General features: G+C 67.5%; 23 protein-coding genes. 17 read left to right on the forward strand and 6 right to left on the reverse strand.

The genetic code is table 11. The annotated features are described in order from the left end of the window. Nucleotides 1–21: 21 nt before the first annotated feature. A complete protein-coding gene (secF, locus tag L880_RS0120385) occupies nucleotides 22–975 on the forward strand; it encodes a protein translocase subunit SecF (RefSeq protein ID WP_019576906.1) in 954 nt (317 codons plus the stop codon). Nucleotides 976–1,007: 32 nt separating this feature from the next. Then, nucleotides 1,008–3,437, forward strand: a complete 2,430-nt coding sequence (locus L880_RS0120390) for a DUF1631 family protein (protein WP_027477250.1) — start codon at nucleotides 1,008–1,010, stop codon at nucleotides 3,435–3,437. Nucleotides 3,438–3,484: 47 nt separating this feature from the next. Here L880_RS0120390 and L880_RS0120395 read toward each other — a convergent pair whose 3' ends face one another. The 3 genes from L880_RS0120395 to L880_RS0120405 all read right to left on the reverse strand — a co-directional run bounded on the left by L880_RS0120395 (nucleotide 3,485) and on the right by L880_RS0120405 (nucleotide 6,585). Then, nucleotides 3,485–3,991, reverse strand: coding sequence for a Smg family protein (locus L880_RS0120395; RefSeq protein ID WP_342669184.1), 507 nt, complete (start codon nucleotides 3,989–3,991; stop codon nucleotides 3,485–3,487). Nucleotides 3,992–4,062: 71 nt separating this feature from the next. Next, a complete protein-coding gene (gene dprA, locus L880_RS0120400; RefSeq protein ID WP_027477252.1) occupies nucleotides 4,063–5,235 on the reverse strand; it encodes a DNA-processing protein DprA in 1,173 nt (390 codons plus the stop codon). Nucleotides 5,236–5,295: 60 nt separating this feature from the next. Beyond that, nucleotides 5,296–6,585, reverse strand: coding sequence for a LysM peptidoglycan-binding domain-containing protein (locus L880_RS0120405; RefSeq protein WP_051443467.1), 1,290 nt, complete (start codon nucleotides 6,583–6,585; stop codon nucleotides 5,296–5,298). A gap of 169 nt (nucleotides 6,586–6,754) precedes the next feature. On the opposite strand from L880_RS0120405, the gene def reads away from it, so the two are divergent. The 6 genes from def (at nucleotide 6,755) to L880_RS0120435 (ending at nucleotide 11,169) form a co-directional block, all read left to right on the forward strand. Continuing rightward, the gene (gene def, locus L880_RS0120410; protein WP_027477254.1) at nucleotides 6,755–7,264 is read left to right on the forward strand and encodes a peptide deformylase; all 510 of its coding nucleotides are present in this window, start codon (nucleotides 6,755–6,757) and stop codon (nucleotides 7,262–7,264) included. Continuing rightward, a complete protein-coding gene (locus L880_RS32980) occupies nucleotides 7,261–7,779 on the forward strand; it encodes a hypothetical protein (RefSeq protein WP_043330084.1) in 519 nt (172 codons plus the stop codon). The genes def and L880_RS32980 overlap by 4 nt, the downstream gene beginning before the upstream one ends. A gap of 27 nt (nucleotides 7,780–7,806) precedes the next feature. After that, nucleotides 7,807–8,766 carry a methionyl-tRNA formyltransferase gene (fmt, locus tag L880_RS0120420; protein ID WP_027477255.1) on the forward strand — a complete coding sequence of 320 codons (960 nt, stop codon included), beginning with the start codon at nucleotides 7,807–7,809 and terminating at the stop codon, nucleotides 8,764–8,766. Between the two features lie 14 nt (nucleotides 8,767–8,780). Then, nucleotides 8,781–9,518 carry an AzlC family ABC transporter permease gene (locus L880_RS0120425; protein WP_027477256.1) on the forward strand — a complete coding sequence of 246 codons (738 nt, stop codon included), beginning with the start codon at nucleotides 8,781–8,783 and terminating at the stop codon, nucleotides 9,516–9,518. 23 nt (nucleotides 9,519–9,541) lie between these two features. Then, on the forward strand, nucleotides 9,542–9,877 hold the full coding sequence (locus L880_RS0120430; RefSeq protein WP_019576915.1) for an AzlD domain-containing protein: 336 nt from the start codon (nucleotides 9,542–9,544) through the stop codon (nucleotides 9,875–9,877). 95 nt (nucleotides 9,878–9,972) lie between these two features. Next, nucleotides 9,973–11,169, forward strand: coding sequence for a phosphoglycerate kinase (locus L880_RS0120435; protein WP_027477257.1), 1,197 nt, complete (start codon nucleotides 9,973–9,975; stop codon nucleotides 11,167–11,169). Nucleotides 11,170–11,264: 95 nt separating this feature from the next. Here L880_RS0120435 and L880_RS0120440 read toward each other — a convergent pair whose 3' ends face one another. Continuing rightward, nucleotides 11,265–12,371, reverse strand: a complete 1,107-nt coding sequence (locus L880_RS0120440; RefSeq protein WP_043330086.1) for a fatty acid desaturase — start codon at nucleotides 12,369–12,371, stop codon at nucleotides 11,265–11,267. A 389-nt stretch (nucleotides 12,372–12,760) separates the two neighbouring features. On the opposite strand from L880_RS0120440, the gene pyk reads away from it, so the two are divergent. The 5 genes from pyk to L880_RS0120465 all read left to right on the forward strand — a co-directional run bounded on the left by pyk (nucleotide 12,761) and on the right by L880_RS0120465 (nucleotide 17,715). After that, complete coding sequence (pyk, locus tag L880_RS0120445) at nucleotides 12,761–14,197, forward strand: pyruvate kinase (protein WP_027477259.1); 1,437 nt, start codon at nucleotides 12,761–12,763, stop codon at nucleotides 14,195–14,197. Between the two features lie 177 nt (nucleotides 14,198–14,374). Continuing rightward, nucleotides 14,375–15,439, forward strand: coding sequence for a class II fructose-bisphosphate aldolase (gene fba, locus L880_RS0120450; protein ID WP_027477260.1), 1,065 nt, complete (start codon nucleotides 14,375–14,377; stop codon nucleotides 15,437–15,439). A 211-nt stretch (nucleotides 15,440–15,650) separates the two neighbouring features. After that, on the forward strand, nucleotides 15,651–16,559 hold the full coding sequence (locus L880_RS0120455) for a phosphoribosylaminoimidazolesuccinocarboxamide synthase (RefSeq protein ID WP_027477261.1): 909 nt from the start codon (nucleotides 15,651–15,653) through the stop codon (nucleotides 16,557–16,559). Nucleotides 16,560–16,677: 118 nt separating this feature from the next. Beyond that, the gene (locus tag L880_RS0120460; RefSeq protein ID WP_027477262.1) at nucleotides 16,678–17,259 is read left to right on the forward strand and encodes a DJ-1/PfpI family protein; all 582 of its coding nucleotides are present in this window, start codon (nucleotides 16,678–16,680) and stop codon (nucleotides 17,257–17,259) included. 81 nt (nucleotides 17,260–17,340) lie between these two features. After that, nucleotides 17,341–17,715: a ribbon-helix-helix domain-containing protein gene (locus L880_RS0120465; RefSeq protein WP_027477263.1), complete on the forward strand. Its 375-nt coding sequence runs from the start codon at nucleotides 17,341–17,343 to the stop codon at nucleotides 17,713–17,715. Nucleotides 17,716–18,018: 303 nt separating this feature from the next. On the opposite strand, the gene trxA is transcribed toward L880_RS0120465, so the two are convergent. Beyond that, nucleotides 18,019–18,978, reverse strand: a complete 960-nt coding sequence (gene trxA / locus L880_RS0120475) for a thioredoxin (protein ID WP_027477264.1) — start codon at nucleotides 18,976–18,978, stop codon at nucleotides 18,019–18,021. A 106-nt stretch (nucleotides 18,979–19,084) separates the two neighbouring features. Between trxA and purE the strand changes: the two genes are divergently transcribed. Genes purE through L880_RS0120495 form a run of 4 tightly spaced genes read left to right on the forward strand, consistent with a single transcriptional unit; the run spans nucleotide 19,085 to nucleotide 22,776 of the window. Beyond that, nucleotides 19,085–19,588, forward strand: a complete 504-nt coding sequence (purE, locus tag L880_RS0120480; protein WP_031256104.1) for a 5-(carboxyamino)imidazole ribonucleotide mutase — start codon at nucleotides 19,085–19,087, stop codon at nucleotides 19,586–19,588. Further along, nucleotides 19,585–20,781: a 5-(carboxyamino)imidazole ribonucleotide synthase gene (locus L880_RS0120485; protein WP_425389204.1), complete on the forward strand. Its 1,197-nt coding sequence runs from the start codon at nucleotides 19,585–19,587 to the stop codon at nucleotides 20,779–20,781. The genes purE and L880_RS0120485 overlap by 4 nt, the downstream gene beginning before the upstream one ends. Nucleotides 20,782–20,801: 20 nt before the next feature. After that, nucleotides 20,802–21,791, forward strand: a complete 990-nt coding sequence (locus tag L880_RS0120490) for an L-threonylcarbamoyladenylate synthase (RefSeq protein WP_027477266.1) — start codon at nucleotides 20,802–20,804, stop codon at nucleotides 21,789–21,791. Between the two features lie 43 nt (nucleotides 21,792–21,834). After that, nucleotides 21,835–22,776 carry an SGNH/GDSL hydrolase family protein gene (locus tag L880_RS0120495; protein ID WP_027477267.1) on the forward strand — a complete coding sequence of 314 codons (942 nt, stop codon included), beginning with the start codon at nucleotides 21,835–21,837 and terminating at the stop codon, nucleotides 22,774–22,776. A gap of 140 nt (nucleotides 22,777–22,916) precedes the next feature. On the opposite strand, the gene L880_RS0120500 is transcribed toward L880_RS0120495, so the two are convergent. Beyond that, a complete protein-coding gene (locus L880_RS0120500) occupies nucleotides 22,917–23,624 on the reverse strand; it encodes an OmpW/AlkL family protein (RefSeq protein WP_027477268.1) in 708 nt (235 codons plus the stop codon). Between the last annotated feature and the right edge of the window lie 22 nt (nucleotides 23,625–23,646).

Genomic DNA, 23,646 nt, shown 5'->3' on the forward strand with positions numbered 1-23,646 from the left:
TGGCCCAGCAAGGACAAAGCGATGGAATTTTTCAAGATCCGCAAAGACATCCCGTTCATGAAGAACGCGCTGGTGTTCAATGTGATTTCCTTTCTCACCTTCGCCGCGGCGGTGTTCTTCCTGCTGACCCGGGGCTTGCACCTGTCGGTGGAGTTCACCGGTGGCACGGTGATGCACGTGGCCTATGTGCAGGCGCCCGAGCTCGAGAAGGTGCGCAGCACCGTCACCGGCCTGGGCTTCGATGATGTGCTGGTGCAGAACTTCGGCAGCTCCAAGGACGTGATGATCCGCCTGCCGGCCCAGAAGGGCGTGAGCTCGGCGCAGCAAAGCGACAAGGTCATGGGCGCCCTGAAGGCGCTGGACGCCGAAGCCAGCCTGCGCCGCACCGAGTTCGTCGGCCCGCAGGTGGGCGAAGAGCTGGCACACGACGGCCTCAAGGCCCTGGGCATGGTGGTGCTGGGCATCATGGTCTACCTGGCCTTCCGCTTCGAGTGGAAGTTCGCGGTGGCGGCCATCATCGCCAACCTGCATGACGTGGTCATCATCCTGGGCTTTTTTGCCTTCTTCCAGTGGGAGTTCTCGTTGGCGGTGCTGGCCGCGGTGCTGGCCGTGCTGGGTTACTCGGTCAATGAGTCGGTGGTGATCTTCGACCGGATCCGTGAGAACTTCCGGCGCTTTCGCAAGATGAACACGGTGCAGATCATCGACAACGCGATCACCTCCACCATCAGCCGCACCATCATCACCCACGGTTCGACCCAGATCATGGTGCTGTCGATGCTCTTGTTCGGCGGCCAGACTTTGCATTACTTTGCCATGGCCCTGACCATCGGCATTCTGTTCGGCATCTATTCTTCAGTGTTCGTGGCCGCGGCGATTGCCATGTGGTTGGGCATCAAGCGCGAGGACCTGATCAAGGGCCCGGTGCGCAAGGAAGGTGACCCCGACGATCCGAACGCGGGTGCCACGGTCTGAGTTCCCGTCTCTGAGTTCCTCACGGCCCTGCGATGGTCTTCAGTTCCTCTCCACCCCCCCCAGAGCTCGGCGCCCAGGTGCGCCGCCGCTTTGTGGATGTGCTGGTCCAGGGCCTGCCTGCCTTGGCCGAGGGCTGCGAAACCCAGTTGCTGGCATTGGCCAGCCAGACCGGCACGGCGCGCGACATGCAGATGCACCGCGATGCCTGGCTGGGTTGGCAGCAGCACCGCAAGGCCTTCGTCGACGGTCTGCAGGCGGCCTGGCTGAGGGCCTTGCATCCGCCCGGGGCGGCGGCACCGCGTGCCGAGCCGCTCGACATGATGGACCTGCAACTGGTGGGCGACGATGTGCTCGACAACCAGATCACCGCCTCGCGCATGGCCCAGGCCCTGTCCGAGCGCGTGGGCGCGGGCTTTCAGGAGTTGCGTGGCAAGCTGCAAGAGCTGCCGCGCGGGGGGGATCTGGGCGCCGACGACGTGCTGCGACCCGAAACCCTGTGCCAGCACCTGATCGAGCAATGGGTGGCCAGCGGCCTGAACCGCGAGGTTCTGCTGCTGCTGTCCGAGCGCCTCAAGGAGATTCTGGCGCCCCAGATCCAGGAGGCCTACCGCCAGGCCAACCAGTGGTTGCAGCAGCGTGGCGTGGTCGCATCCGATGATCTGCGCAGCCGCGTCAAGCGGGCGCCCTCCTCACCCGGTGTGATGGACGCGGGGGCTTCGGGCACGGTCCCGATGTCGGCCCATGCCGAGCTGAGTGGCCGGCCCGGTGCTTCCGGCTACGGCTCGGCCCGCATGCAGGCGGCCCGTGCCACCGGTGATGAAACCCAATTGCTGTCCGGCAGCTCGCCGCTGATGCGCGCGCGGGCGCGGGCCCATGGTCTGATCGGTCAGCTGCAGCGCCTGCTGGTGCGCTCCGTGGGCGATGTGCCCGCTGTGGCGGCCCTGTCGGCCCAGGGGCCGATGGGCATGGGGGGCTCAGGGGGCGGCGCAGGCCTGGCCCAGGGCCTGATGGCGGCCCGCAGCGGGGCGCCGGCCAGCGAAGCCTTGGCGCAGGCGCTCATGCCGGTGCTGGTGTCGTCGGGGGCCGGTGGCGGCGTCGGGTTGGGCGTGGCCGGTCAGCGGCTGGCGCCGGCGCAGAACCTGTTCTTGATGGAGGCCACCCCGGCGGGCGTGGCGGCGGCCGCGGGGGCCTTGCGCGACAAGTCGGCCGAGCTCAAGAAGAAGACGGCCAACCCGGCTGAAAAAGCCACCATCGAGATCGTGGCCCTGATGTTCCAGAGCATTCTGTCCGAGGAGCGTCTGCCGCCGGCGATCCGGGTCTGGTTTGCCCGGCTGCAGGTGCCCGTGCTGCGGGTGGCCCTGGCCGAGCCCGAGTTCTTTGACAACCTCAGCCACCCGGCCCGCCTGCTGATCGACCGCATGGGCTCGTGCGTGCTGGGTTTTGACGACAACGCAATAGCCGACTCCGCCCTGGAGGCCGAGATCCGGCGCGTGGTGCAGGTGATCGAGCAGTACCCCGAGACCGGGCGTCGCGTGTTCCAGCTGGTGCACGATGAGTTCCAGAAATTCCTCAACCGCTTCCTGACCGAAAAAGGCAAGACGGCACGTCTGGTGACCGTGGCCCAGCAGGTCGAGCAGAAAGAGGCGCTGGCCATCCAGTACACCATCGAGATGCGCAACATGCTCAAGGACATGCCCGTGCGCGACGAGATCCGCGATTTCCTGTTCAAGGTGTGGTCCGAGGTGCTGGCCCTGTCGGCGGTGCGCAGCGGCCCGCAGCACGAGAGCACGGTGGCGTTCAAGAAGGCCGCGGCCGATCTGGTGTGGGCCGCCAGTGCCAAGCCCAACCGCTCTGATCGCGCCCGCGTCATCCACGACCTGCCCATGCTGCTGCAACACCTGCGCAAGGGCCTGGCCATGCTGGGCGTGACCGGGGCGCCGCAAGAGGCGCACATCAAGATCCTCAGCGAGACCCTGGCCGATGCCTTCCTGTCCAAGACCGAGGCCATCCCGCAGGCCACCATCGACGCCATGGCCAAGCGCCTGACCCACCTGGAAGACTATGTCACCGAAGAGGGACTGGACGAGCTGCCGCTGGATGCCGAAAGCCTGGAGGTGATGCTGGGGGTGGACGGTGCGGCCTTGACCGTGGTGGCCGGCGGCGGTGCCCAGCCCAGCGAGGACATGCTGGCCTGGGCCCTGGAGCTGCAGACCGGGCTCTGGTTCTCGCTGGACCACAACGGTTCGGTCAAGCAGGTGCAGTACGCCTGGCGCAGCGACCGGCGCCAGCTGCACCTGTTCGCGGCCATGGATGGCACCAGCTACCTGATCCAGCTGCGCCGCCTCGCGGCCTACCTGCAGGCCGGCCTGATGGTGCCGCAGGAGGAAGAGACCCTCACCCTGCGGGCCACCCGCGACGCCCTGGCCAAGCTCGACGCCAATCCCGAACGCCTGCTCAACTGAGCTGGGGCGGGCCGCGCTGGCGGCCCTCTCAGAATGTCAAGGTGCTTTCAGTGCAGCGTCTGCGTGCTGCGGTCGTGGCACAGCTCATCGAGCACCAGGGCGCTGGGCTCGTGGTCGAACTGCCAGAACACCATGCGGATGATGATCTTCAGCTCGTCCAAAGTCAGGGGGCGGTCGTGCGCGGCGGTGGCTCGGTCCATCACCACCTCGTGCAGCTCGGTCGGCAGGGCCTTGGCGGCCTGCAGAAACAGCAGAAAACCCAGGCCTTCGGAGCCCAGGTGTTCGATCTCGCGCGGCAGGTAGGCGCGCACGCTGTCGTGGCGGGGCGCCTGCACGCGGGGGCGGGCGAGCGGGGGCGTGCCGCTGTTGCCATGGCGCGGCAGCACGGCGCGCATGCCTGCGGCGGTCTGTTGCAGATCCTCCAGCCAGTCGAGCGCCTGCTCGATCTCCTCCGACTCGAATCCGACCGCTGTCAGCTTGTGGCTCAGCTGCGTCAGTTCGGGGCAGGCGTCGCTGCGCCCATAGTTTTCGTACACAAAGACCAGAACATCCATCATCCGGGCAATATAGCCGAGTTCGCCAGACGGCCCTTGGGGCCTGCCGCGGCTGGCGCCGTCGTCGGCCTTCAAGCCATGCCGATGCGCTGAAAGCGCCCACCCGGCAGGCGGCTGAGCTGGCCGTTGAGTTCCAGTGTCAGCAGCCGGGCCTGCAGCGCCGGGGTGGGCCAGCCACAACGGGCTTGCAGGGTGTCCAGCGTGCAGGGCTCCTGGCCCAGCGCGGCCAGCACCTCGTCGCCGTTGGCGGCCTCTGCATCGCAGTCGGTCTCTTCGCTGCGGGGAGCCATCGGCAGGCCCAACTGCACGGGATGGCTTGAGGCCGCGGGCAGCTCCTCCAGGATGTCGTGCACGGTCTCCACCAGTTTGGCGCCTTGTCGGATCAAGGCATGACAGCCTTTGGACTGGGGTGAGTGGATGGAGCCGGGGATGGCATACACCTCCTTGCCCTGTTCCGCGGCCAGCCGGGCCGTGACCAGCGAGCCCGAGGCGAGCGCGGCCTCCACCACCAGGGTGCCGCGCGACAGGGCGGCGATCAGCCGGTTGCGTTTGGGGAAGTTGGCCGCCAGGGGCGGCGTGCCCAGTGGGTACTCGCTCAGCATCACCCCCTGCAAGGCCACGCGGTGGGCCAGGTCGCGGTGCTGGCGCGGGTACACGCGGTCCAGGCCGGTGCCCACCACGGCCAAGGTGGGCCACAAGGCGGTGTCAGCGCTGCCGGTCGCGGCGCTCAGGGCGCCTTCATGCGCTGCCCCATCAATGCCCAGGGCCAGGCCGGACACCACGCAGAAGCCCTGGCCGACCAGGCTGTGGGCAAAGGCGTGGGCGTTCTCCAGGCCCTGGGCGCTGGGGTTGCGGCTGCCCACCACCGCCACGGCCTGCAGCGGGCCTTCGCTGTGTGGCAGCGGCCGGCCACTCAGGGCATACAGCATCAGAGGGGGATCGGCCAGTTGCAGCAGGTCGGCCGGGTAGGCCGGGTCACCCAGGGTCAGCAGCTGGTGGCACAGGCCATCGGCCGGGGCTTGCAGCCAACTCCAGGTGCGCTCCAGCAAGGCTTCCAGACCCGTGGGGGGCTGGCTCAAGGCCTGGGCCTGGGCGGGGGTGACAAGTTCGTGCAGCCGCTCAGGGGCGGCTTCGAACACCGCCTCGGGCGAGCCCAGGGCCGCCAGCAGGCGCCGGGCGCTCTGGTTGCCCACGCCCGGGCTCAGCGTCAGGCGCAGCCAGGCTTGGAGTTCTTCGCGTTGCAGCGCCATGGCGGGCACATCGGCAAACGGGGGCGAACGGGCACCGACAGTGGGGCGCTGCGATCAGAGCGGGTTGACCAGGCGGTCGCCCACCCGCACAGCCTTCTTGATCTCCAGGATCAGCGCGTACGAAATGCGGTCGAAACAGCGGAACACCATCAGCAGGCCGTTGCGTTCGTCGGGCAGCTTCATCTTGACGCGCGAGCCGTCGCTGGTGTCCAGCAGGCGGGCTCCTTCGCTGAGGATGGCCAGCACATGCCCGGGTTCGATGCCGTCGCGCGTGCCCAGGTTGATGGCCACGATCTGGTTCTGCGCCGCATTGGCCACCGCGCTGCCATAGATCGAGGCCACGCGGCCCCGCTCGGTGGGCACCTGGGGGGCGCGGGGCACGTAGTTCATCAGCTGGCGGGGCGGCTCGGGCAGCAGCCGGTCGCCAGCGCGGATCTCTTCCTTGATCGAGGTGATGTCGATCGAGGCGGGGATGATCTCGGTCGGTGGGGGCGGCTTCTTGGCCGCCGGGTAGCCACCCTCGCTGACATTGCCGGCCGGGAATTCGCGCAGGACCGGGGTGTCGTCAGGCTCGTCCTGTGCGCCTTCGGCGCGGATCAGGCGGGCGCGGCCCAGGTACTGGGCCTCGTAGCCCAGGATCTTGCCGTCGTTCGGGTCCTTGATGGGGGTGGCGCTGCGGAACACCCGGAAATCGCGCGGCATGCCCGGGCCCATCAGCAGAGGCGTGCTGGCCTCGCCCCGGGCGTAGGCGCGGTCGCCACGGCTCATCAGCACCCGGTCATCCTGGGCGGCCACGATGTGGGGCGCCTGCAGCAGGGTGTTCTCGTCGACCACCACGGGCTCGGCCAGGAAGGGCTCGATCAGGTGGCTGCGCAGGGTGGGCAGGGCGTTGTCTGCCAGCGATTCGTAGCGGGAGCGGGGCGACACGCGCACGGTGGGGATGTCGCCCGTGCCGTCGGCAGGGCTGAGGCTCAGGCGGGCCAGGCCGTTCTGGCGGATCAGGTAAAGGGTCTGGCCGGGGTAGATCAGGTGCGGGTTGCTGATCTGTTCGAAGTTCATGCCCCACAGCGCCGGCCAGCGCCAGGGCTTTTTCAGGAACACACCCGAAATGCCCCACAGGGTGTCGCCGCCTTTGACGGTGTAGGTGTTGGGTGCGTTGGCGGCCAGCTCGCCTTCGGGCACGCCGTTCTGCGCCGCCTGACGTGCACTGGCCTTCTGGTCGCTGGTGACGGGGTAGCGCTGCGCCCAGGCGGGCACAGTGGCAAGGCCCAGCATCGAGAGGGCGGAAAACGTGATCAGCCGTCGGTCGCTGCGCACGGGCTGATGGTGGTGGTCTTTTGGCATTCCTGCTGCTCCCGGGGTCCGCCGTCAAAGCTCGGCTTCAACCCGGCGGAACGTCACAAAACGGGTCAGATTTTGCGCCCAAGCCCTTGATTGGGCAATGAAAAATCAACCCTGGCCCGGAGGGGGCAGCCAAAAGTGGCGAAAATAGCGACAACTGCTGCGAAACGCCATGGCTCTTCTACCCATTCTCTGTTACCCCGACCCCCGCCTGCACAAGGTGGCCAAGCCCGTCACCGTGTTTGACGAGCGCCTGCAACAACGCGTTGCCGACATGTTCGAGACCATGTACGACGCCAAGGGCATCGGCCTGGCCGCCACCCAGGTGGACTTCCACGAGCGCCTGATCGTGATCGACGTCTCTGAGGACCGCGATCAGCCGCTGGTGCTGATCAACCCTGAAATCACCTGGGCCAGCGAAGAGCACCATGTGGGCGACGAAGGTTGCCTGTCGGTGCCGGGCATCTACGACGGTGTCGAGCGCTCTGCCGCGGTGCGGGTGAAGGCGCAGGATGCCCAGGGCCAGTCGCGCGAGATCAGCGCCGAGGGCCTGCTGGCCGTGTGCATCCAGCACGAGATGGACCACCTGCTGGGCAAGGTGTTCGTGGAATACCTGTCGCCGCTCAAGCGCAACCGCATCAAGACCAAGATGCTCAAGCTGCAGCGCGAGGCCCGCGGATGAAGCCGCTCCGGGCTTGGCACGGTCTGGCTTCGTGCCTGCTGGCGCTGGGCCTGGCGGGCTGCGCCGGCTGGGTGGGGCCACGCTTTCCGATGTCGCAGCCGCTGGGCTCGACCCGAGCCGAGGTGCTGACCCGCTTGGGCGCGCCCACGGCCAGCTACCCCCTGCCTCAGGGCGAGCGGCTGCAGTACTCGTTTCTGCCCGCCGGGGTGACGGTCTACAACCTCGACCTGGATGCCGAGGGCCGGCTGCAGCGTGTGGACCAACCCCTGCTGAAAAGCCGCATCGACACCGATATGGTGATCGACCAGACCCGGGCCGAGGACATCCGCCTGCTGTACGGCCAGCCCGTGCGCATCGATCAGGTGGCCCGCTTCGAAGGCACCGTCTGGGTCTACCAGTTTCTCGATCTCAACGAACCTTTCTATGCCTACCTGCACCTGGACCCCCAAGGCGTGTTGCGCCGGGTGGTCTACCAGCCGGTTCGCAACCCGCCCAATGGGCACCACCGTGGATGACACCCGCCGTCTGGCGGCGCTGAACGCATGAGAGTGATTTTTGCCGGCACGCCGGAGTTTGCCCGTGTGGCACTGGAGCAGCTGCATGCCGCCGGGTTCGAGGTACCGCTGGTGCTCACCCAGCCCGACCGGCCTGCCGGTCGCGGCCTGAAGCTGCAACCCTCACCCGTCAAACAGTGGGCGCTGGAGCAGGGCGTGGCCGTGGCCCAGCCGCGCAGCCTGCGGCTCGACGGCAAGTACCCCGATGAAGCGGCGGCGGGCCGCGAGGCCATCCTGGCGGCCGGGGCCGACGTGATGGTGGTGGCCGCCTACGGCCTGATCCTGCCGAAGTGGGTGCTGGACACCCCGCGCCTGGGCTGCCTGAACATCCACGCTTCGCTGCTGCCGCGCTGGCGAGGTGCTGCGCCCATCCACCGCGCCATCGAGGCGGGCGACGCCGAGACCGGTGTCACCATCATGCAGATGGACGCCGGTCTGGACACCGGCGACATGTTGCTGGTGGAGCGCCTGCCCATCACGGACACCGAAACCACGGCCGGCTTGCACGACCGCCTGGCCGCCCTGGGGGGCCGGATGATCGTCGAAGCCCTGGAGCTGGCCGCCTGTGGCGGCCTGCGCCCCGTGCCGCAACCGGCCGAGGGTGTGAACTATGCGCACAAGATCGAGAAGGCCGAGGCGGCGATCGACTGGGCTCTCCCGGCCGAGGTCATTGGCCGCCGGGTGCGTGCCTTCGATCCTTTCCCGGGCGCCCAGACGGTGCTCGGGGCCGAGGTGATCAAGGTCTGGTCCGCCACGCCAGAGGCCGGCGAGGGCGATACCCCGGGGCGCATCCTGGAGGTGGATGAGCGCGGTGTGCTGGTGCAGTGCGGTGGCGGCCGGCTGCGTCTGGGCGTGCTGCAGCGCGCCGGCGGCAAGCGCCTGCCGGTGGCCGATTTCCTGCGTGGCTTCCCCTTGCAGGTGGGTGCCGTGCTGGGCGCGGCCGCCTGAGTCCGGACGCCCCGATGTTCCTGCGCCCCACCCACTACCGCCACCCGGCCTTCTCGGCCGGCATGGCCCAGATGTGGCCCCAGGCCCCGGGCATTGCCGCCTGGGGGCTGATGACGGGCGTGGCCATGGTCAAGTCGGGCATGAGCGTGTTCGAGTCGGTGCTCATGACCCTGCTGGTGTTTGCCGGCAGTTCGCAACTGGCCGCCATTCCGCTGCTGGTGGCCGGCGCGCCGGCCTGGGTGATCCTGGCCACGGGCTTTTGCGTCAACCTGCGCTTTGTGGTGTTCAGCCTGCACATGCGCCCGTACATGATGCATCTGCCCCTCTGGGAGCGCCTGATGCATGGCTACCTGACGGCCGATCTGACCTATGTGCTGTTCACCCGTCAGTACCCCAAGCCCGGCACGACGGCCGATGAGCGCCTGGCCCAGACGGCCTATCTGGCCGGCAACTGCGCGGTCAACTGGGGCAGCTGGATCTCGGCCAGCCTGGTCGGTGTGGTGGCGGCCAATTTCATCCCCACCCAATGGGGGCTGGGCTTTGCGGGCATCCTGTGCCTGATCGGCATCCTGTGTTCTCTGGCCAGCACGCGTTTGCGCCTGGTGGCGGTCGGCGTGGCCGGCGTGGCGGCCGTGGTGGCCTATGCCTTGCCGCTCAAGCTCAACATCGTGGCGGCCATCGCGATCGCCGTGCTGCTGTGCCTGAGCCTGGAGCGTTTTGAACCCCAGCGCCCGGCCGGCGCCCCCCACTGAAGCGCATCGCTCGAAAGCACCTGATGGGTACCACCGACCTCTGGACCGTTGCCGTCATCATCGGCCTGGCCTGCGTGACCGTGATCGCGCGCAGCTTCTTCTTCATGTCGAACAAGCCCTGGGGCCTGCCGCACTGGGCCCAGCGGGGGCTGCAGTACGCGCCCATCGCGGCCCTGGCCGCGGTGGTGGTGCCCGAGGTGGTGATGGTGCAGGGCCACCTCACGCCCTCGCTGCAGGACGCGCGCCTGTATGGCGCCCTGGCCGGTGCGGCGGCCTACTACTGGAAGAAGAACGTGCTGCTGACCATCGTGCTGGGCATGGCGGTGTACCTGCCGCTGCACATCGGCCTGGGCTGGTAAGGGGGGCGGGCCCGGCGGGAGGCCGTGGCTGTGTCAGTTTGGCGAAGCCCATGCTTCTAGAATGGAAGGGTTTTGTCCAGAACCGAAGCCAAGCCATGAACGTCATCCGATTTTCCGACCTGTGCGCCAGCGGCCAAGCCCGCGACAAGCGCGTCTTCATCCGAGCCGACCTGAACGTGCCCCAGGACGACGCCGGCCACATCACCGAAGACACCCGCATCCGCGCCAGCGTCCCCTGCATCCAGATGGCGCTGCAGGCTGGCGCCGCCGTGATGGTCACCTCGCACCTGGGCCGCCCGACCGAGGGTGAGTTCAAGCCCGAAGACTCGCTGGCCCCCGTGGCCAAGCGCCTGGGCGAGTTGCTGGGTCGCGACGTGCCCCTGGTCTCCAACTGGGTGGATGGCGTGACCATCGCCCCGGGCCAGGTGGTGTTGCTGGAAAACTGCCGCCTCAACGTGGGCGAGAAAAAGAACAAGGAAGAACTGGCCCGCAAGCTGGCCGCCCTGTGCGACATCTTTGTGCACGATGCCTTTGGCACCGCGCACCGCGCCGAAGGCACCACCTACGGCATCGCCCAGTACGCCCCCGTGGCCTGTGCCGGCCCGCTGCTGGCCGCCGAGATCGATGCCATCACCCAGGCCCTGGCCAACCCCAAGCGCCCGCTGGCGGCCATTGTGGCCGGCAGCAAGGTGAGCACCAAGCTGACCATCCTGCAAAGCCTGGCCAAGAACGTCGACCAACTGATCGTGGGCGGCGGCATCGCCAACACCTTCATGCTGGCCGCCGGCCTGAAGATCGGCAAGAGCCTGGCCGAGCCCGATCTGCTGGGCGAGGCCACGGCCGTGATCGCGGCCATGAAGGCGCGTGGCGCCGAGGTGCCGATCCCCACCGACGTGGTGGTGGCCAAGACCTTTGCCGTCGACGCCCCAGCCACGGTCAAGAAGGCCACCGAGGTGGCCGATGACGACCTGATCCTGGACATCGGCCCCGAGACCGCAGCCCGCCTGGCGACCCAGCTCAAGGCGGCCGGCACCATCGTCTGGAACGGCCCGGTGGGCGTGTTCGAGTTCCCGGCCTTCGAGAACGGCACCAAGGTGATCGCCCAGGCCATCGCCGAATCGAGCGCCTTCAGCATTGCCGGCGGTGGCGACACCCTGGCGGCCATCGCCAAGTACGGCATCGAAAAGCAGGTGGGCTACATCTCCACCGGCGGTGGCGCCTTCCTGGAAGTGCTGGAGGGCAAGACCCTGCCGGCCTTCGAGATCCTGTCTCGCCGCGCCAGCGAGCAGTGATTCCCCGGTCCGAACCTGAGCCCTTCCAGGGCCAGGGCCGGACACAAAAAAGCCCCGTCATCGACGGGGCTTTTTGTTGGGCGGGCCGGAGGTGATCAGGCCGGCATCGGTTGCGGCACGCTGGTGGCCTGGCCCTTGAAGTCGGTCCAGCAGCGGCGCGTGAAGTCGTACAGCTTGCAGGCGCGGGCGGTCTTGAAGTACCAGCTCCAGGAGAAGGGCTGGATGATGATGCGGCCCGGCAGCAGGTCTTCCAGCATCTTTTGCGCGTCTTTCAGGCGGTACAGCGGGATGCTCATGTCCACGTGGTGGGCGGTGTGCTCCATGATGTGGTGCAGCACGGCGCCGATCTGCAGCGGGAAGGTCAGGTGCACGGTGGTCGACACGAAAGGCTGGGCGCGGGTCCAGGCGGCCTTGTTGTCATGCCAGGACACCTTCACGTGGGTGTGGTGCACGTACACCACGAAACCGATCATGGCGAACCAGAACATCATCGGCACCACGAAACCCAGCAGCAGCAAGGTGGTGACCGATTGGCCGGTGCTCAGGGCCGAGGCCACCAGGGCGCCGATCCAGGCCACGCCGTAGGCCGACACGCCCACGCAATCCCAGAAGAACAGCGGGCGACGCGTGCCCATGCTCGATTTGCTGGGGAAGAACATCTTCTTCCACCAGATCTCGATCATGTAGTACAGGCCGGGCGCCCAGCCGCTGCGGTACAGGCGCTCCATGAAACGGCGGCCCGGGGTCATGGCGTCAAACTCGGCCTGGGTCTTGGGTTCCCAGACGAAGTCCACACCCTTGAGGTTGGTGAAGCCGTGGTGCACCACGTTGTGGCCCACGTCCCACAGGCTGTAGGGGGTGATCGAGGGCAGGAAGGCGATGCGGCCCAGCCATTTGTTCAGGCGGCGGTGCGGCGTCAGGCTCTGGTGGCAGGCATCGTGGCCGATGATGAAGAGGCGGCCCAGCATGAAGCCGGCGGCCAGGCCGCACAGCAGCTTGAGCCAGACCGAACCCAGCAGCACCACGCCACTGAGGAAGGCGCCGAGCACGGCGTAATCGAAAGCCAGCAGCACAAAGGCCCACAGCGTGGTGCGCTCGGACAGGGGAATCAGCCACGAGCGGATGATCTTGCGGTGGGGCAGGGGGACGTCCGGAGCCAGCGGCGCGGGCAGCGGTTGAGGGGAGTTCTGAGTGACGTTCATGGTCGCCTAAAGGATTCTGCGAATTTAGCGGCAGGTGCGGATGGTAGGGCTTTGTCAAGACAGGCCGTTGACGCGCCTCAAAGCCGGTGCATTTGTCCTGTGGCAAAGCCCCCGGTGTCGACGGGGGATTGCCCGGGCTCGCCGGGTGCCAAAACCGCGATTTTCAACCATCCGCCCAGCTTGCCCAGCCATCGATCACCACTTTGCCGGCGCGAGGCCCTGGGGGCTTGCCAGCCTGACACGGCCATGCGGCCCTGCAGGTCTGGCGCCGCGCACAATGCAAGCCGGATCGAATGTCCCAGCCCGCGAGGCGGGCATTGCGGGCGCCATGTACCGCGTTGGTAACTCGATCCATGTGAAAATAGAAACTAAGTTACAGGAGACACTGCATGAGCACCCGCCGCGCCACCAAAATCGTCGCCACCCTTGGCCCCGCTTCCAGCGATCCCGACCTGCTGGAGAAAATGATCCGTGCGGGGGTCAATGTCGTGCGACTGAACTTCAGCCATGGCAAGGCCCAGGACCACATCGACCGCGCCACCCTGGTGCGTGCCGCCGCCCAGCGCGCCGGGCGCGAAGTGGCCATCATGGCCGATCTGCAAGGCCCCAAGATCCGGGTCGGCAAGTTTGCCGAAGGCAAGGTGATGCTGGAGCCGGGCATGCCCTTCGTGCTGGATGCCTCGCGCACCGAACTGGGTGACCTGCAGGGCGTGGGCCTGGATTACAAGGAACTGCCGCGCGACGTCAAGGCGGGCGACGTGCTGTTGCTCAACGACGGCCTGATCGTGCTGACCGTCACCGCCGTGCGCGGCGAGCAGGTGCACACGGTGGTCAAGCTGGGTGGGGAGCTGTCCAACAACAAGGGCATCAACAAGCAGGGGGGCGGCCTGACCGCCCCGGCCCTGACCGCCAAGGACATGGAAGACATCCGCACCGCGATGAGCTTCCAGGCCGATTACGTGGCCGTGAGCTTTCCCAAGAACGCCACCGACATGGAAATGGCGCGCCAGCTGTGCAACGTGGCTGCCGCCGAATACCGCCACAAGCCGGGCCTGATCGCCAAGATCGAACGGGCCGAGGCCATTCCGCGCCTGGAGGAAATCCTGGCCGCCAGCGACGGCATCATGGTGGCGCGCGGCGATCTGGCTGTCGAAGTGGGCAATGCCGTGGTGCCGGCGCTGCAAAAGCGCATGATCCGCCTGGCCCGCGACAACGACAAGGTCGTGATCACCGCCACCCAGATGATGGAAAGCATGATCACCAACCCCGTGCCCACCCGCGCCGAGGTCAGCGACGTGGCCAACGCCGTGCTCGACGGCACCGATGCCGTGATGCTCTCGGCCGAGACCGCCGCCGGCAAGTACCCGCTCGAGACGGTCGAGGAAATGGCCAAGATCTGCAGCGCCGCCGAAGCGGCCGAAGAGGTCGAGCTGGAAGCCGACTTCATGGGCAAGTCGTTCAGCCGCATCGACCAGTCGATCGCCATGGGCGCGCTGTTCACGGCCCACCACCTGGGCGCCAAGGCCATCGTGGCCATGACCGACAGCGGCTCGACCGCGCTGTGGATGAGCCGCCACCGCATCCATGTGCCCATCTACGCCCTCACCACCAAGGTGGCCACCCAGCGCCGCATGGCCCTGTTCCGCAATGTGCGCCCGCTGCTCATGGACACCAGCGGCGACCGCGACACGGCCCTGGTGCAGGCCGAGGCCCACCTCAAGAAGCGCAGCATCGTCGGCAGCGGCGATGTCTATGCCATCACCTGTGGTGAGCCCATGGGCGCACCAGGCGGCACCAACATGCTGAAGATCTGCCGCGTCGCCTGACGCGGCTCGTCAGGCACCGGCGCCCGCGAGGGCGCCAGCTTGGCCGCCCTGGGAGCCCGTCTGGGCATGGCGTGGCGTGGCGACATACGGCTAAAATCGCCGCAGTTACAGCGGGGTTACCAAGCCCGGGCTTGCCCGCGTTCACCGATTCATCATTACTCCCCAGGGATCTACACCATGTCTCTCGTTTCCATGCGCGAACTGCTGGACCACGCCGCGGCCAACGGCTATGGCATTCCGGCCTTCAACGTCAACAACCTGGAACAGGTTCAGGCCGTGATGGCTGCGGCCGACGAAGTGGGCGCTCCGGTCATCCTGCAGGCCAGCGCGGGTGCCCGCAAGTACGCCGGTGAGTCCTTCATCAAGCACCTGATCCAGGCCGCCACCGAAGCCTACCCCCACATCCCGCTGGTGATGCACCAGGACCACGGCACCAGCCCCAAGATCTGTGCCGGCGCCATCGATCTGGGCTTCGGCTCGGTGATGATGGATGGCTCGCTGCGTGAAGACGGCAAGACCCCGGCCGATTTCGCCTACAACGTCGAGGTGACCCGTCAGGTCGTGGCCCTGGCCCACAAGGTGGGTGTCACCGTCGAAGGCGAGCTGGGCTGCCTGGGTTCGCTCGAAACCGGCGAAGCCGGCGAGGAAGACGGCATCGGTGCCGTCGGCAAGCTCGATCACAGCCAGATGCTGACCGACCCGGAAGAGGCGGCCCGTTTCGTGCAGGAAACCCAGCTCGACGCGCTGGCCATCGCCATCGGCACCAGCCACGGCGCCTACAAGTTCAGCCGCCCGCCCACCGGCGATGTGCTGGCCATCAGCCGCGTCAAGGAAATCCACGCCCGCATCCCCAACACCCACCTGGTGATGCACGGCTCCTCGTCGGTGCCGCAGGAACTGTTGGCGCTCATCAACCAGTACGGCGGCAAGATGAAGGAAACCTACGGCGTGCCCGTCAGTGAAATCCAGGAAGCCATCAAGCACGGCGTGCGCAAGATCAACATCGACACCGACATCCGCCTGGCCATGACCGGCGCGGTGCGCAAGTTCCTGGCCGAGAACCCCGACAAGTTCGACGCCCGCGAATGGCTCAAGCCCGCCCGCGAAGCCGCCAAGGCCGTGTGCAAGCAGCGTTACCTCGAGTTCGGTTGCGAAGGCCAGGGCGCCAAGATCAAGGGCAGCAGCCTGCAGGTCCTGGCTGCGCGTTACGCGGCCGGCGAACTCGCTCAAGTCGTGAATTGAGGCTGTGTGGCCCCTTGGGGGCCACACCCATCAAGGGGCCCTGCGGGGCCTTTTTTCATGCCCGGCCCCGGGCTTGAGGCCGCTTGCCGGGCCGCTTCGTGGCGTGGCCGGCCGACTCTTGCGATAATCGGGCCGAATAGCGCGGGCCCGTTGACTGTTCAGCGGGCTTTTTCATTTCCGGGTTTCCGCCGTTTTCTCTGAAGTCAAAACCATGTCCACCGCCTTGCACACCTCTGCCCTCCATTCCCTCTCCCTGCTGGCCCGTGGCAAGGTGCGCGACAACTATGCCGTGGGCACCGACCGCATCCTGATGGTGGCCAGCGACCGCCTTTCCGCCTTCGACGTCATCATGGGCGAGCCGATTCCGGGCAAGGGCGAGCTGCTGACCCAGATGGCGCTGTTCTGGTTCGACAAGCTGGGCCATCTGTGCCCCAACCACCTGACCGGTGACGCCCCCGAGAGCGTGGTGGCAGCCGACGAAGTGGCCCAGGTCACGGGCCGTTCGATGCTGGTCAAGCGCCTCAAGCCCATCCCGGTCGAAGCCGTGGTGCGCGGCTACCTGGCCGGCAGCGGCTGGAAGGAATACCAGGAAAGCCGCTCGGTCTGCGGTGTGCCCCTGCCTGAAGGCCTGAAGAACGCCTCGCGCCTGCCCGAGCCCATCTACACCCCCGCCGCCAAGGCCGAGATGGGCGAACACGACGAGAACATCACCTTCGAGCGCACGGTCGAGATGATCGGCCTGGACCTGGCCACCCGCATCCGCGACATCAGCATCGCCATCTACAAGGCCGCCGCCGAGATCGCGCTGACCAAGGGCATGATCATTGCCGACACCAAGTTCGAATTCGGTCTGGACACCGACGGCACGCTGGTGCTGATGGATGAGGTGCTGACCCCCGACAGCTCGCGCTACTGGCCCGTCGAAGGCTACGACGCCGCCTTTGCCGCCGGCGAAAACCCGCCCAGCTACGACAAGCAGTTCGTGCGCGACTGGCTCGAAGCCGTGCGCGTCAACGGCGCGCCCTGGAACAAGACCGCCCCCGCACCGCGCCTGCCGCGTGAGGTGATCGAGAAGACGGCCGCCAAATACCGCGAAGCCCTGCAACGCCTCACCGCCTGATCCCGTGCCGAGGAGGCCGGGCACGCCACCTCCTTGTGCCTTGTAGTAACCCGATAACACCCGCCCATCGCGGGCTGCCCGAACAATCAGGTCGCCTCAATCAACACAGGAGACCGACATGGCGGGCAAGAAGATTCTCATGATCTGCGGGGATTACTGCGAAGACTACGAAGTGATGGTGCCGTTCCAGGCCTTGCTGGCCGTGGGCCACACCGTGCATGCGGTGTGCCCTGACAAGAAGGCTGGCGAGGCCATCAAGACGGCCATCCATGACTTCGAGGGTGCCCAGACCTACAGCGAAAAGCCCGGGCACAACTTTGTGCTCAACGCCAGCTTTGCCGAGGTGAGCCCCGAGCAGTACGACGCCCTGGTCGTGCCCGGCGGCCGCGGCCCCGAGTACCTGCGCACCTACCCCGCCGTGGTGGCCGCCGTGCGCCATTTCTTCGACACCGACAAGCCCGTGGCTGCCATCTGCCACGGCGCCCAGCTGCTGGCCGGCGCCGGCGTGCTGAAAGACCGCACCTGCTCCGCCTACCCGGCCTGCCGCGCCGAGGTCGAACTGGCCGGTGGCCGCTACGCCGACATCGCCGTCGACAAGGCCCACACCGACGGCAAGCTGGTCTCCGCCCCCGCCTGGCCGGCCCACCCCGACTGGATCGCGCAGTTCCTGCACGTGCTGGGCACCCGCATCACCCACTGAGCCCCCTGTTCAGAACGGGCCGTCTCTTGACGGCCCCGCCGGCCCGCCCCGAAGATGCAGGCCTGCCCAGGAGACAACAACATGTGCCAGGTGTTCATCAGCGCCGACCCGCGCCTGTACGACAACCGTGCCCGATCCGTGCGCCTGCACGGCGTGGCCACCAGCATCCGGCTGGAAAACCTGTTCTGGCAGGTGCTCGAAGAAATCGCCACCCGCGACGGCATGAGCGTGCCCCAACTCTGCGCCCGCCTGCATGATGAACTGCAGGCCGAACGCGGCAGCGTCGAGAACTTTGCGTCCTTCCTGCGCGTCTGCTGCGGCCGCTACATGGCCCTGCAACTCAGCGGCGGCATCCCCCAGGACACCAGCATCCCCATCCGCAGCCTCAACCCAGAGCGCGTGCTGGCTACAGAGCACCACCGTCCCACTCTACCTGCCGCCCGCCACGCTGCCTGACCGCCCCTGGGCCCAAGGGCGCGACACGCAGTGAGCGAACGTGGGGCCGCCAGGCCCCGGTCTTCCTTCAGCAGGCCAGCATCGAAGTGAACAGGCCGGCACCGGGCCGCCCCAAGGCGGCCTGCGGCCCCCTCTGGGGGGCAGGGAGTGACACGAAGTGCACGACCGTGGGGGTCATCCTGCCCCGGTATTCCTTCAGCAGGCCAGCAACGAAGTGATCAGCCCGCCGCCCGGCCGCCCGAAGGCGGGCTGCGGCCCCCTCGGGGGGCAGGGAGTGACACGAAGTGCACGACCGTGGGGGCCTCAATTCAAGGACATGCTCAGCTTGCGCCGGTACTTCGACACCAGCTCGGCCTGCGGGTCCAGCTCGGCCACCGACTTGCCGGCCAGCTCGATGCCGCCCGCGCTCTTGCCACTGCCATCGGCCGCGCTGGCCTTGGGCTTGGGCGGGGTCAGCAACTCCAGGATGGCCACAAAGGTCTTGCGCGCCGCTTCCTGGTTCCAGGTCTTGTCGCGCATGATGATCTCCAACAGCTCATCCATGGCGCCGGTCCAGTCGCCCAGCGCGATCAGCATGCGGCTCTTGGCAAAGCGGGTGTCGAAGTCGCGCTTGTTCTCGGCGATGCGGGCGTCGAAATCGGTCAGCGCCCATTGGCCACGCTCGTCGGTGCTCACGAACTCCAGGGCTTCCATCCAGTGCAGCAGGGCTTCAAAACGCAGCGGCTTGGGGATGCGGGTCAGCGGCTCGGCCAGCAGGGCGCGGGCTTCCTCGAAGCCGCCTTCGGCGATCAGCAGGCGGGCGTAGTCGAAGCGGGCATCGTCATTGCCCGGGTCGGCGGCCACCGCGTCGGCCAGCTTGGCCATGGCGGCTTCGGTGTCGCCCGATTCGAGCAGGGCCTCGGCCTCTTCGGTCTCGCTTTCGGCCAGCAGGGCTTCTTCCGAGGGGATGTGCTTGTCCAGAAAGGCCCGCAGTTCTGCAGGGGGAATCGCGCCCATGAAGCCATCCACCGGCTTGCCACCCATCAGCAAAATGCAGGTGGGCAGGCTGCGGATGCCGAAAGCCCCCGCCAGCTGCTGTTCCTCATCGGCGTTGATCTTCACCAGTTTGAAGCGGCCCGCGTAGTCTTCTTCGAGCTTTTCCAGCAGCGGACCCAGCTGTTTGCAAGGCCCGCACCAGTCGGCCCAGAAGTCCACCAGCACGGGCGTGCTCATCGAAGCGGCAATGACTTCGGTTTCAAAGTTTTGGATCGTGACGTCAATCATTTCGTAGCCTTCTGGGCCTAAAAGTAAAATTCAGGGTTGCAACCCGGTGTCCCCGGCTGTGGCGGGCCCAAACGGGCCCGCTGGCCCGCACCGAACCTTACAGCCTATGACAAGCAGCAGCATTCAAATCGGCGTGGTCATGGGTTCCAGCAGTGACTGGGACACCATGCAGCATGCAGTCCAGATTCTCCAGCAATTCGGCATCGCCCACGAAGCCCGGGTGGTTTCGGCGCACCGGATGCCGGACGACATGTTCGCCTACGCCGAAGCCGCCGTCGGCCGCGGTCTCAAAGCCATCATCGCCGGGGCCGGGGGCGCTGCCCACCTGCCCGGCATGATCGCCGCCAAGACCACCGTGCCCGTGCTGGGCGTGCCGGTGGCCAGCCGCCACCTGCAAGGCGTGGATTCGCTCCACAGCATCGTGCAGATGCCCAAGGGCATCCCGGTGGCCACCTTTGCCATCGGCACGGCGGGGGCCGCCAATGCGGCCCTGTTCGCGGTGGCCCTGCTGGCCAATGAAGACCCGGCGCTGCGCCAGCGCCTGGAGGCCTTCCGCGCCGAACAAACCGAAGTGGCCCGCGCCATGACGCTGCCGCCTGTCGCAGGATGATGATGACGAACACACCACGCCAGCCCCTTCTGCCTGCCTCCCAGGGCGAAACCACCCTGGGCGTGCTTGGCGGTGGCCAACTGGGCCGCATGTTCGTGCACGCCGCCCAGCAGATGGGGTATTTCACCGCGGTACTGGACCCGGACCCGACCAGCCCGGCCGGCCGCGTCAGCCACCACCACATCCAGACCGATTACCTGGACCCTCAAGGCCTGGCCGAATTGAGCCGCCTGTGCAGCGCGGTGACCACCGAGTTCGAGAACGTGCCGGCGCAGGCGCTGGCCACCCTGGCCGAGCAACGGCCGGTGGCGCCGGCCGCTTCGGCCGTCTCCATCGCCCAGGACCGGGCCCGCGAGAAGGCGCACTTCGTGAGTTGCGGCGTGCCCTGTGCCCCGTACGCCGTGATCGAGACCGAGGCCCAACTGGCGGCGCTGGATGACGCGGCGCTGCTGCCCGGCATCCTCAAGACCGCGCGCATGGGCTATGACGGCAAGGGTCAGGTGCGCGTCAAGACCCGCGCCGAGCTGGCCGCCGCCTGGCAGGGCCTGAAGCAGGTGCCCTGCGTGCTCGAAAAAATGCTGCCCCTGGCGGCCGAGTGTTCGGTCATCGTGGCGCGCGATGCGGCCGGCCAGCAGGTCAACTTCCCGGTGCAGCGCAACCTGCACCGCGACGGCATCCTGGCCGTCACCGAGGTGTTCGAGGGCAATGTGAGCGCCGCTGTGGCCGCACAGGCCGTGGCGGCCGCCCGTTCGGTGGCGCAGGGCCTGGACTACGTGGGCGTGCTGTGTGTCGAGTTCTTCGTGCTGCAGGACGGCTCGCTGGTGGTCAACGAGATCGCCCCCCGCCCGCACAACAGCGGCCACTACACCATCGACGCCTGCGACCTGTCGCAGTTCGATCTGCAGGTGCGCGCCATGGTCGGCCTGCCCCTGGTGCAGCCGCGCCTGCACAGCCCCACCATCATGCTCAACCTGCTGGGCGATCTGTGGTTCGAGCCCGGCAGCGACCAGCAACGCACCCCGGCCTGGGACCGCATCCTGGCCTTGCCCGGTGCGCACCTGCACCTGTACGGCAAGCTGGACGCCAAGCGGGGCCGCAAGATGGGGCACCTGAACTTCACCGGCCCCAGCCCCGAGGCGGTGCGCGAGCAGGCCTTGCAGGCCGCGGCCATCCTGGGCATTGCGCCTTTCTGAGCCCGTCGGAGTGCTAAACCATGATTCTTGATGGGCAAGACCCCGCTGCGGTGCTGAGCGCCGCCCAGGCGCTGGCGCGTGGCGAACTGGTGGGCCTGCCCACCGAGACGGTCTACGGTCTGGCGGCCGACGCCGGCAGTGACGCGGCGGTGGCCCGGATCTTTTCGGCCAAAGGGCGGCCCAGCGACCACCCCCTGATCGTGCACGTGGCCGGGGTCGAAGGCGTGAACGCCTTTGCCCACGACGTGCCGGCCTTCGCCCAGCGGCTGATCCAGGCCTTCTGGCCCGGCCCGCTGACCCTGATCCTGCCGCGCCGCCCCGAGGCCGGGGCGGCCGCCGCGGCCGGCCAGGACTCCGTGGGCCTGCGTTGCCCCTCGCACCCCGTGGCCCATGCCCTGCTCAAGGCCTGTGAGGCCGTGGGCGTGCATGGGCTGGCGGCGCCCAGCGCCAACCTGTTCGGCCGGGTCAGCCCCACGACGGCGGCCCACGTGCTGGGCGAGTTCGGCGACGGCTTGCTGGTGCTCGATGGCGGTGCCTGCGAGGTGGGCATCGAATCCACCATCGTCGATTGCACCCGCGGCGCACCGGTGCTGCTGCGCCCCGGCGGCGTCACGCGCGAGCAGATCGAGGCCGCCTGCGGCCAGCCCCTGCGCACGCGCGAAGAGCTGGCCAGCCCCGATCCGCGGGCCTCAGGCACCCTCGAGGCCCACTACGCCCCCCAGGCCAAGGTGCGCCTGATGGAGGCCCAGGCCCTGCAGACAGCCCTGGATGTGCTCGGCCCCCAGGCCAGTTCGGTGGCCGTCTATGCCCGAAGCCCCTTGCGCACCCCAGCGCCCGGGGTGCTGCTGCGACCCATGCCCGCGCAGGCCGAAGACGCCGCTCGCGAGCTGTTTGCGGCCCTGCGCGGCTTCGACGAGGCTGGCGTGAAACTGATCTGGGTCGAAACCCCACCCGCCACCCCGGCCTGGGAAGGGGTGCGCGATCGCTTGCAACGGGCTGCCGCGGCCTGAGGCCGGCCCTCGTTAAACTACCGGCTATCTTTTGGAGATTTCAATGACTGGAAAATGGTTGCGCCGCGCTGTGTTGCTGGCGGCTTGTGCATCGGCCGCCGTGCTCTCGGCTTGCGGCTCCAGCACCATCGAGTCGGCCCTGGCGCCCTCGCGTTTCATCGCCTTCGGTGATGGCCTCAGTGACCTGGGCCAGTCCGGCTCGCGCTACACCGTCAACGACGGCACGGTCAACGTCTGGACCCAGCAGGTGGCCACCAGCTACGGCGGCACCCTGGTCACCCTGGCCTCGGGCGGCACCAGCTATGCCCGTGGCCATGCCCGCATCGTGGGCACGCCCGACGACGTGAACGGCAGCACGCTGACCGTCGCGCAGCAGGTCGACAAGTTCCTGGCCGCTGACAAGTTCGGTGCCAACGACGTGGTGCTGCTCAACGGCGGCCTGGGCGATCTGCTGGTCAGCTACAACGCCAACAGCAGCAACTCGGCCAGCTTTGCGGCGGCCATGACCCAGGCCGGCACGGACATGGGCACCCAGGTGCGTCGCCTGGTCACGGCGGGCGCCAAGTACGTGGTGGTGTCGGGCCTGTACGACGTCAGCAAGTCGCCCTGGGGCGTGGGCACCGGCCAGGCCAGCATGATCAGCAACGGCGTGCTCAAGTTCAACAGCGCGCTGCTGCTGGCGATCAACGACCTGGGCGCCAATGTGCTCTACATCGACGCTGCCTACTACTACAACCTGGTCATCGCCTCGCCCAGCAGCTACAGCCTGACCGATTCGACCAACATCGCCTGCACCTCGACCGACAGCGGCGCGGGCATCGGCATCGGCAACGGCCAGGTCAACTCCAGCCTGTGCACCACCAGCACCCTGGCCAGTGGCGTGGATTACACCAAGTACACCTTTGCCGACAAGCTGTACTTCACCCCTGCGGCCCAGACGCTGTATGGCACCTACGCCTACGGCCGCATGAAGTCGCGCTGGTAAGTCAGTGCACGCACACGGCACGTTGCGCAGGCAGCGTGGCCGGCACAGATCAGGGGGCCCAGGCCCCCTTTTTCATGGGCTGTCCCCCATGAAAAAAGGCCCCGCACGCGGGGCCTTCAGGGTGTGGGGGCCGTTCCGCCTCAGAACCGGTAGCCCGCCGTCATCGTGAGCACCACGGGGTGGAAGGTGATGTCCATCACGCGGGCGGCACCCGCGGTGGTGGCCGTCAGCGTGGTCTTGACGCGGGCGGTGGCCACCGAGCCATGGAGCGACCACTTGTCGTTGATGCGGTATTCCAGGCCCACCTGGGCGGCCAGCCCCCAGGAGTCGCTGAGCTGGATGTCGGTCGGCCCGCCATTGAGCGAGTTGCCGATGCTGGTGGAGCTGCGCTTGTCGAACTTGGTGTAGTTGACGCCCACCCCGACAAAGGGGCGCAGTGCGCTGCTGCTTTCGCCAAAGCTGTAGTTCAGGAACACCGTGGGCGCAAACTGCCTGATCTTGGCGATCGTCTGCCCCTGGTAGGCCGAGACGATGTAGCCCGGCACGATGGCCGGGTTCAGCTTGGCGGCGATGTCGTGGGTGGGCGGAACGCCCATGGCCAGTTCCACTTCCAGCCGGTCATCGATCTTTCGTGCGTACGAGAAGAACAGCGTGCTCTGGTCTTTCACCGTCAGGCTCACGCCCGAGTTCGGCTTCAACAGGAAGGGGCCGGTGGCGTCACTGGCGGACGAGTTGGGTTGCACCTGGGTGTAGCCCACCCTGAGGATGTTGTCCTGGGCCCAGGCCGTTGTGCCACCCAGCAAGAGGGGGGCGAGGGCCAGGGCGAGAGGGTTCAGCCGGAATGTCATGTTTGTCTCCTGCGTCTTGGGT

It is taken from the genome of Curvibacter gracilis ATCC BAA-807 (assembly GCF_000518645.1).
Classification (GTDB): Bacteria; Pseudomonadota; Gammaproteobacteria; order Burkholderiales; family Burkholderiaceae_C; genus Curvibacter; species Curvibacter gracilis.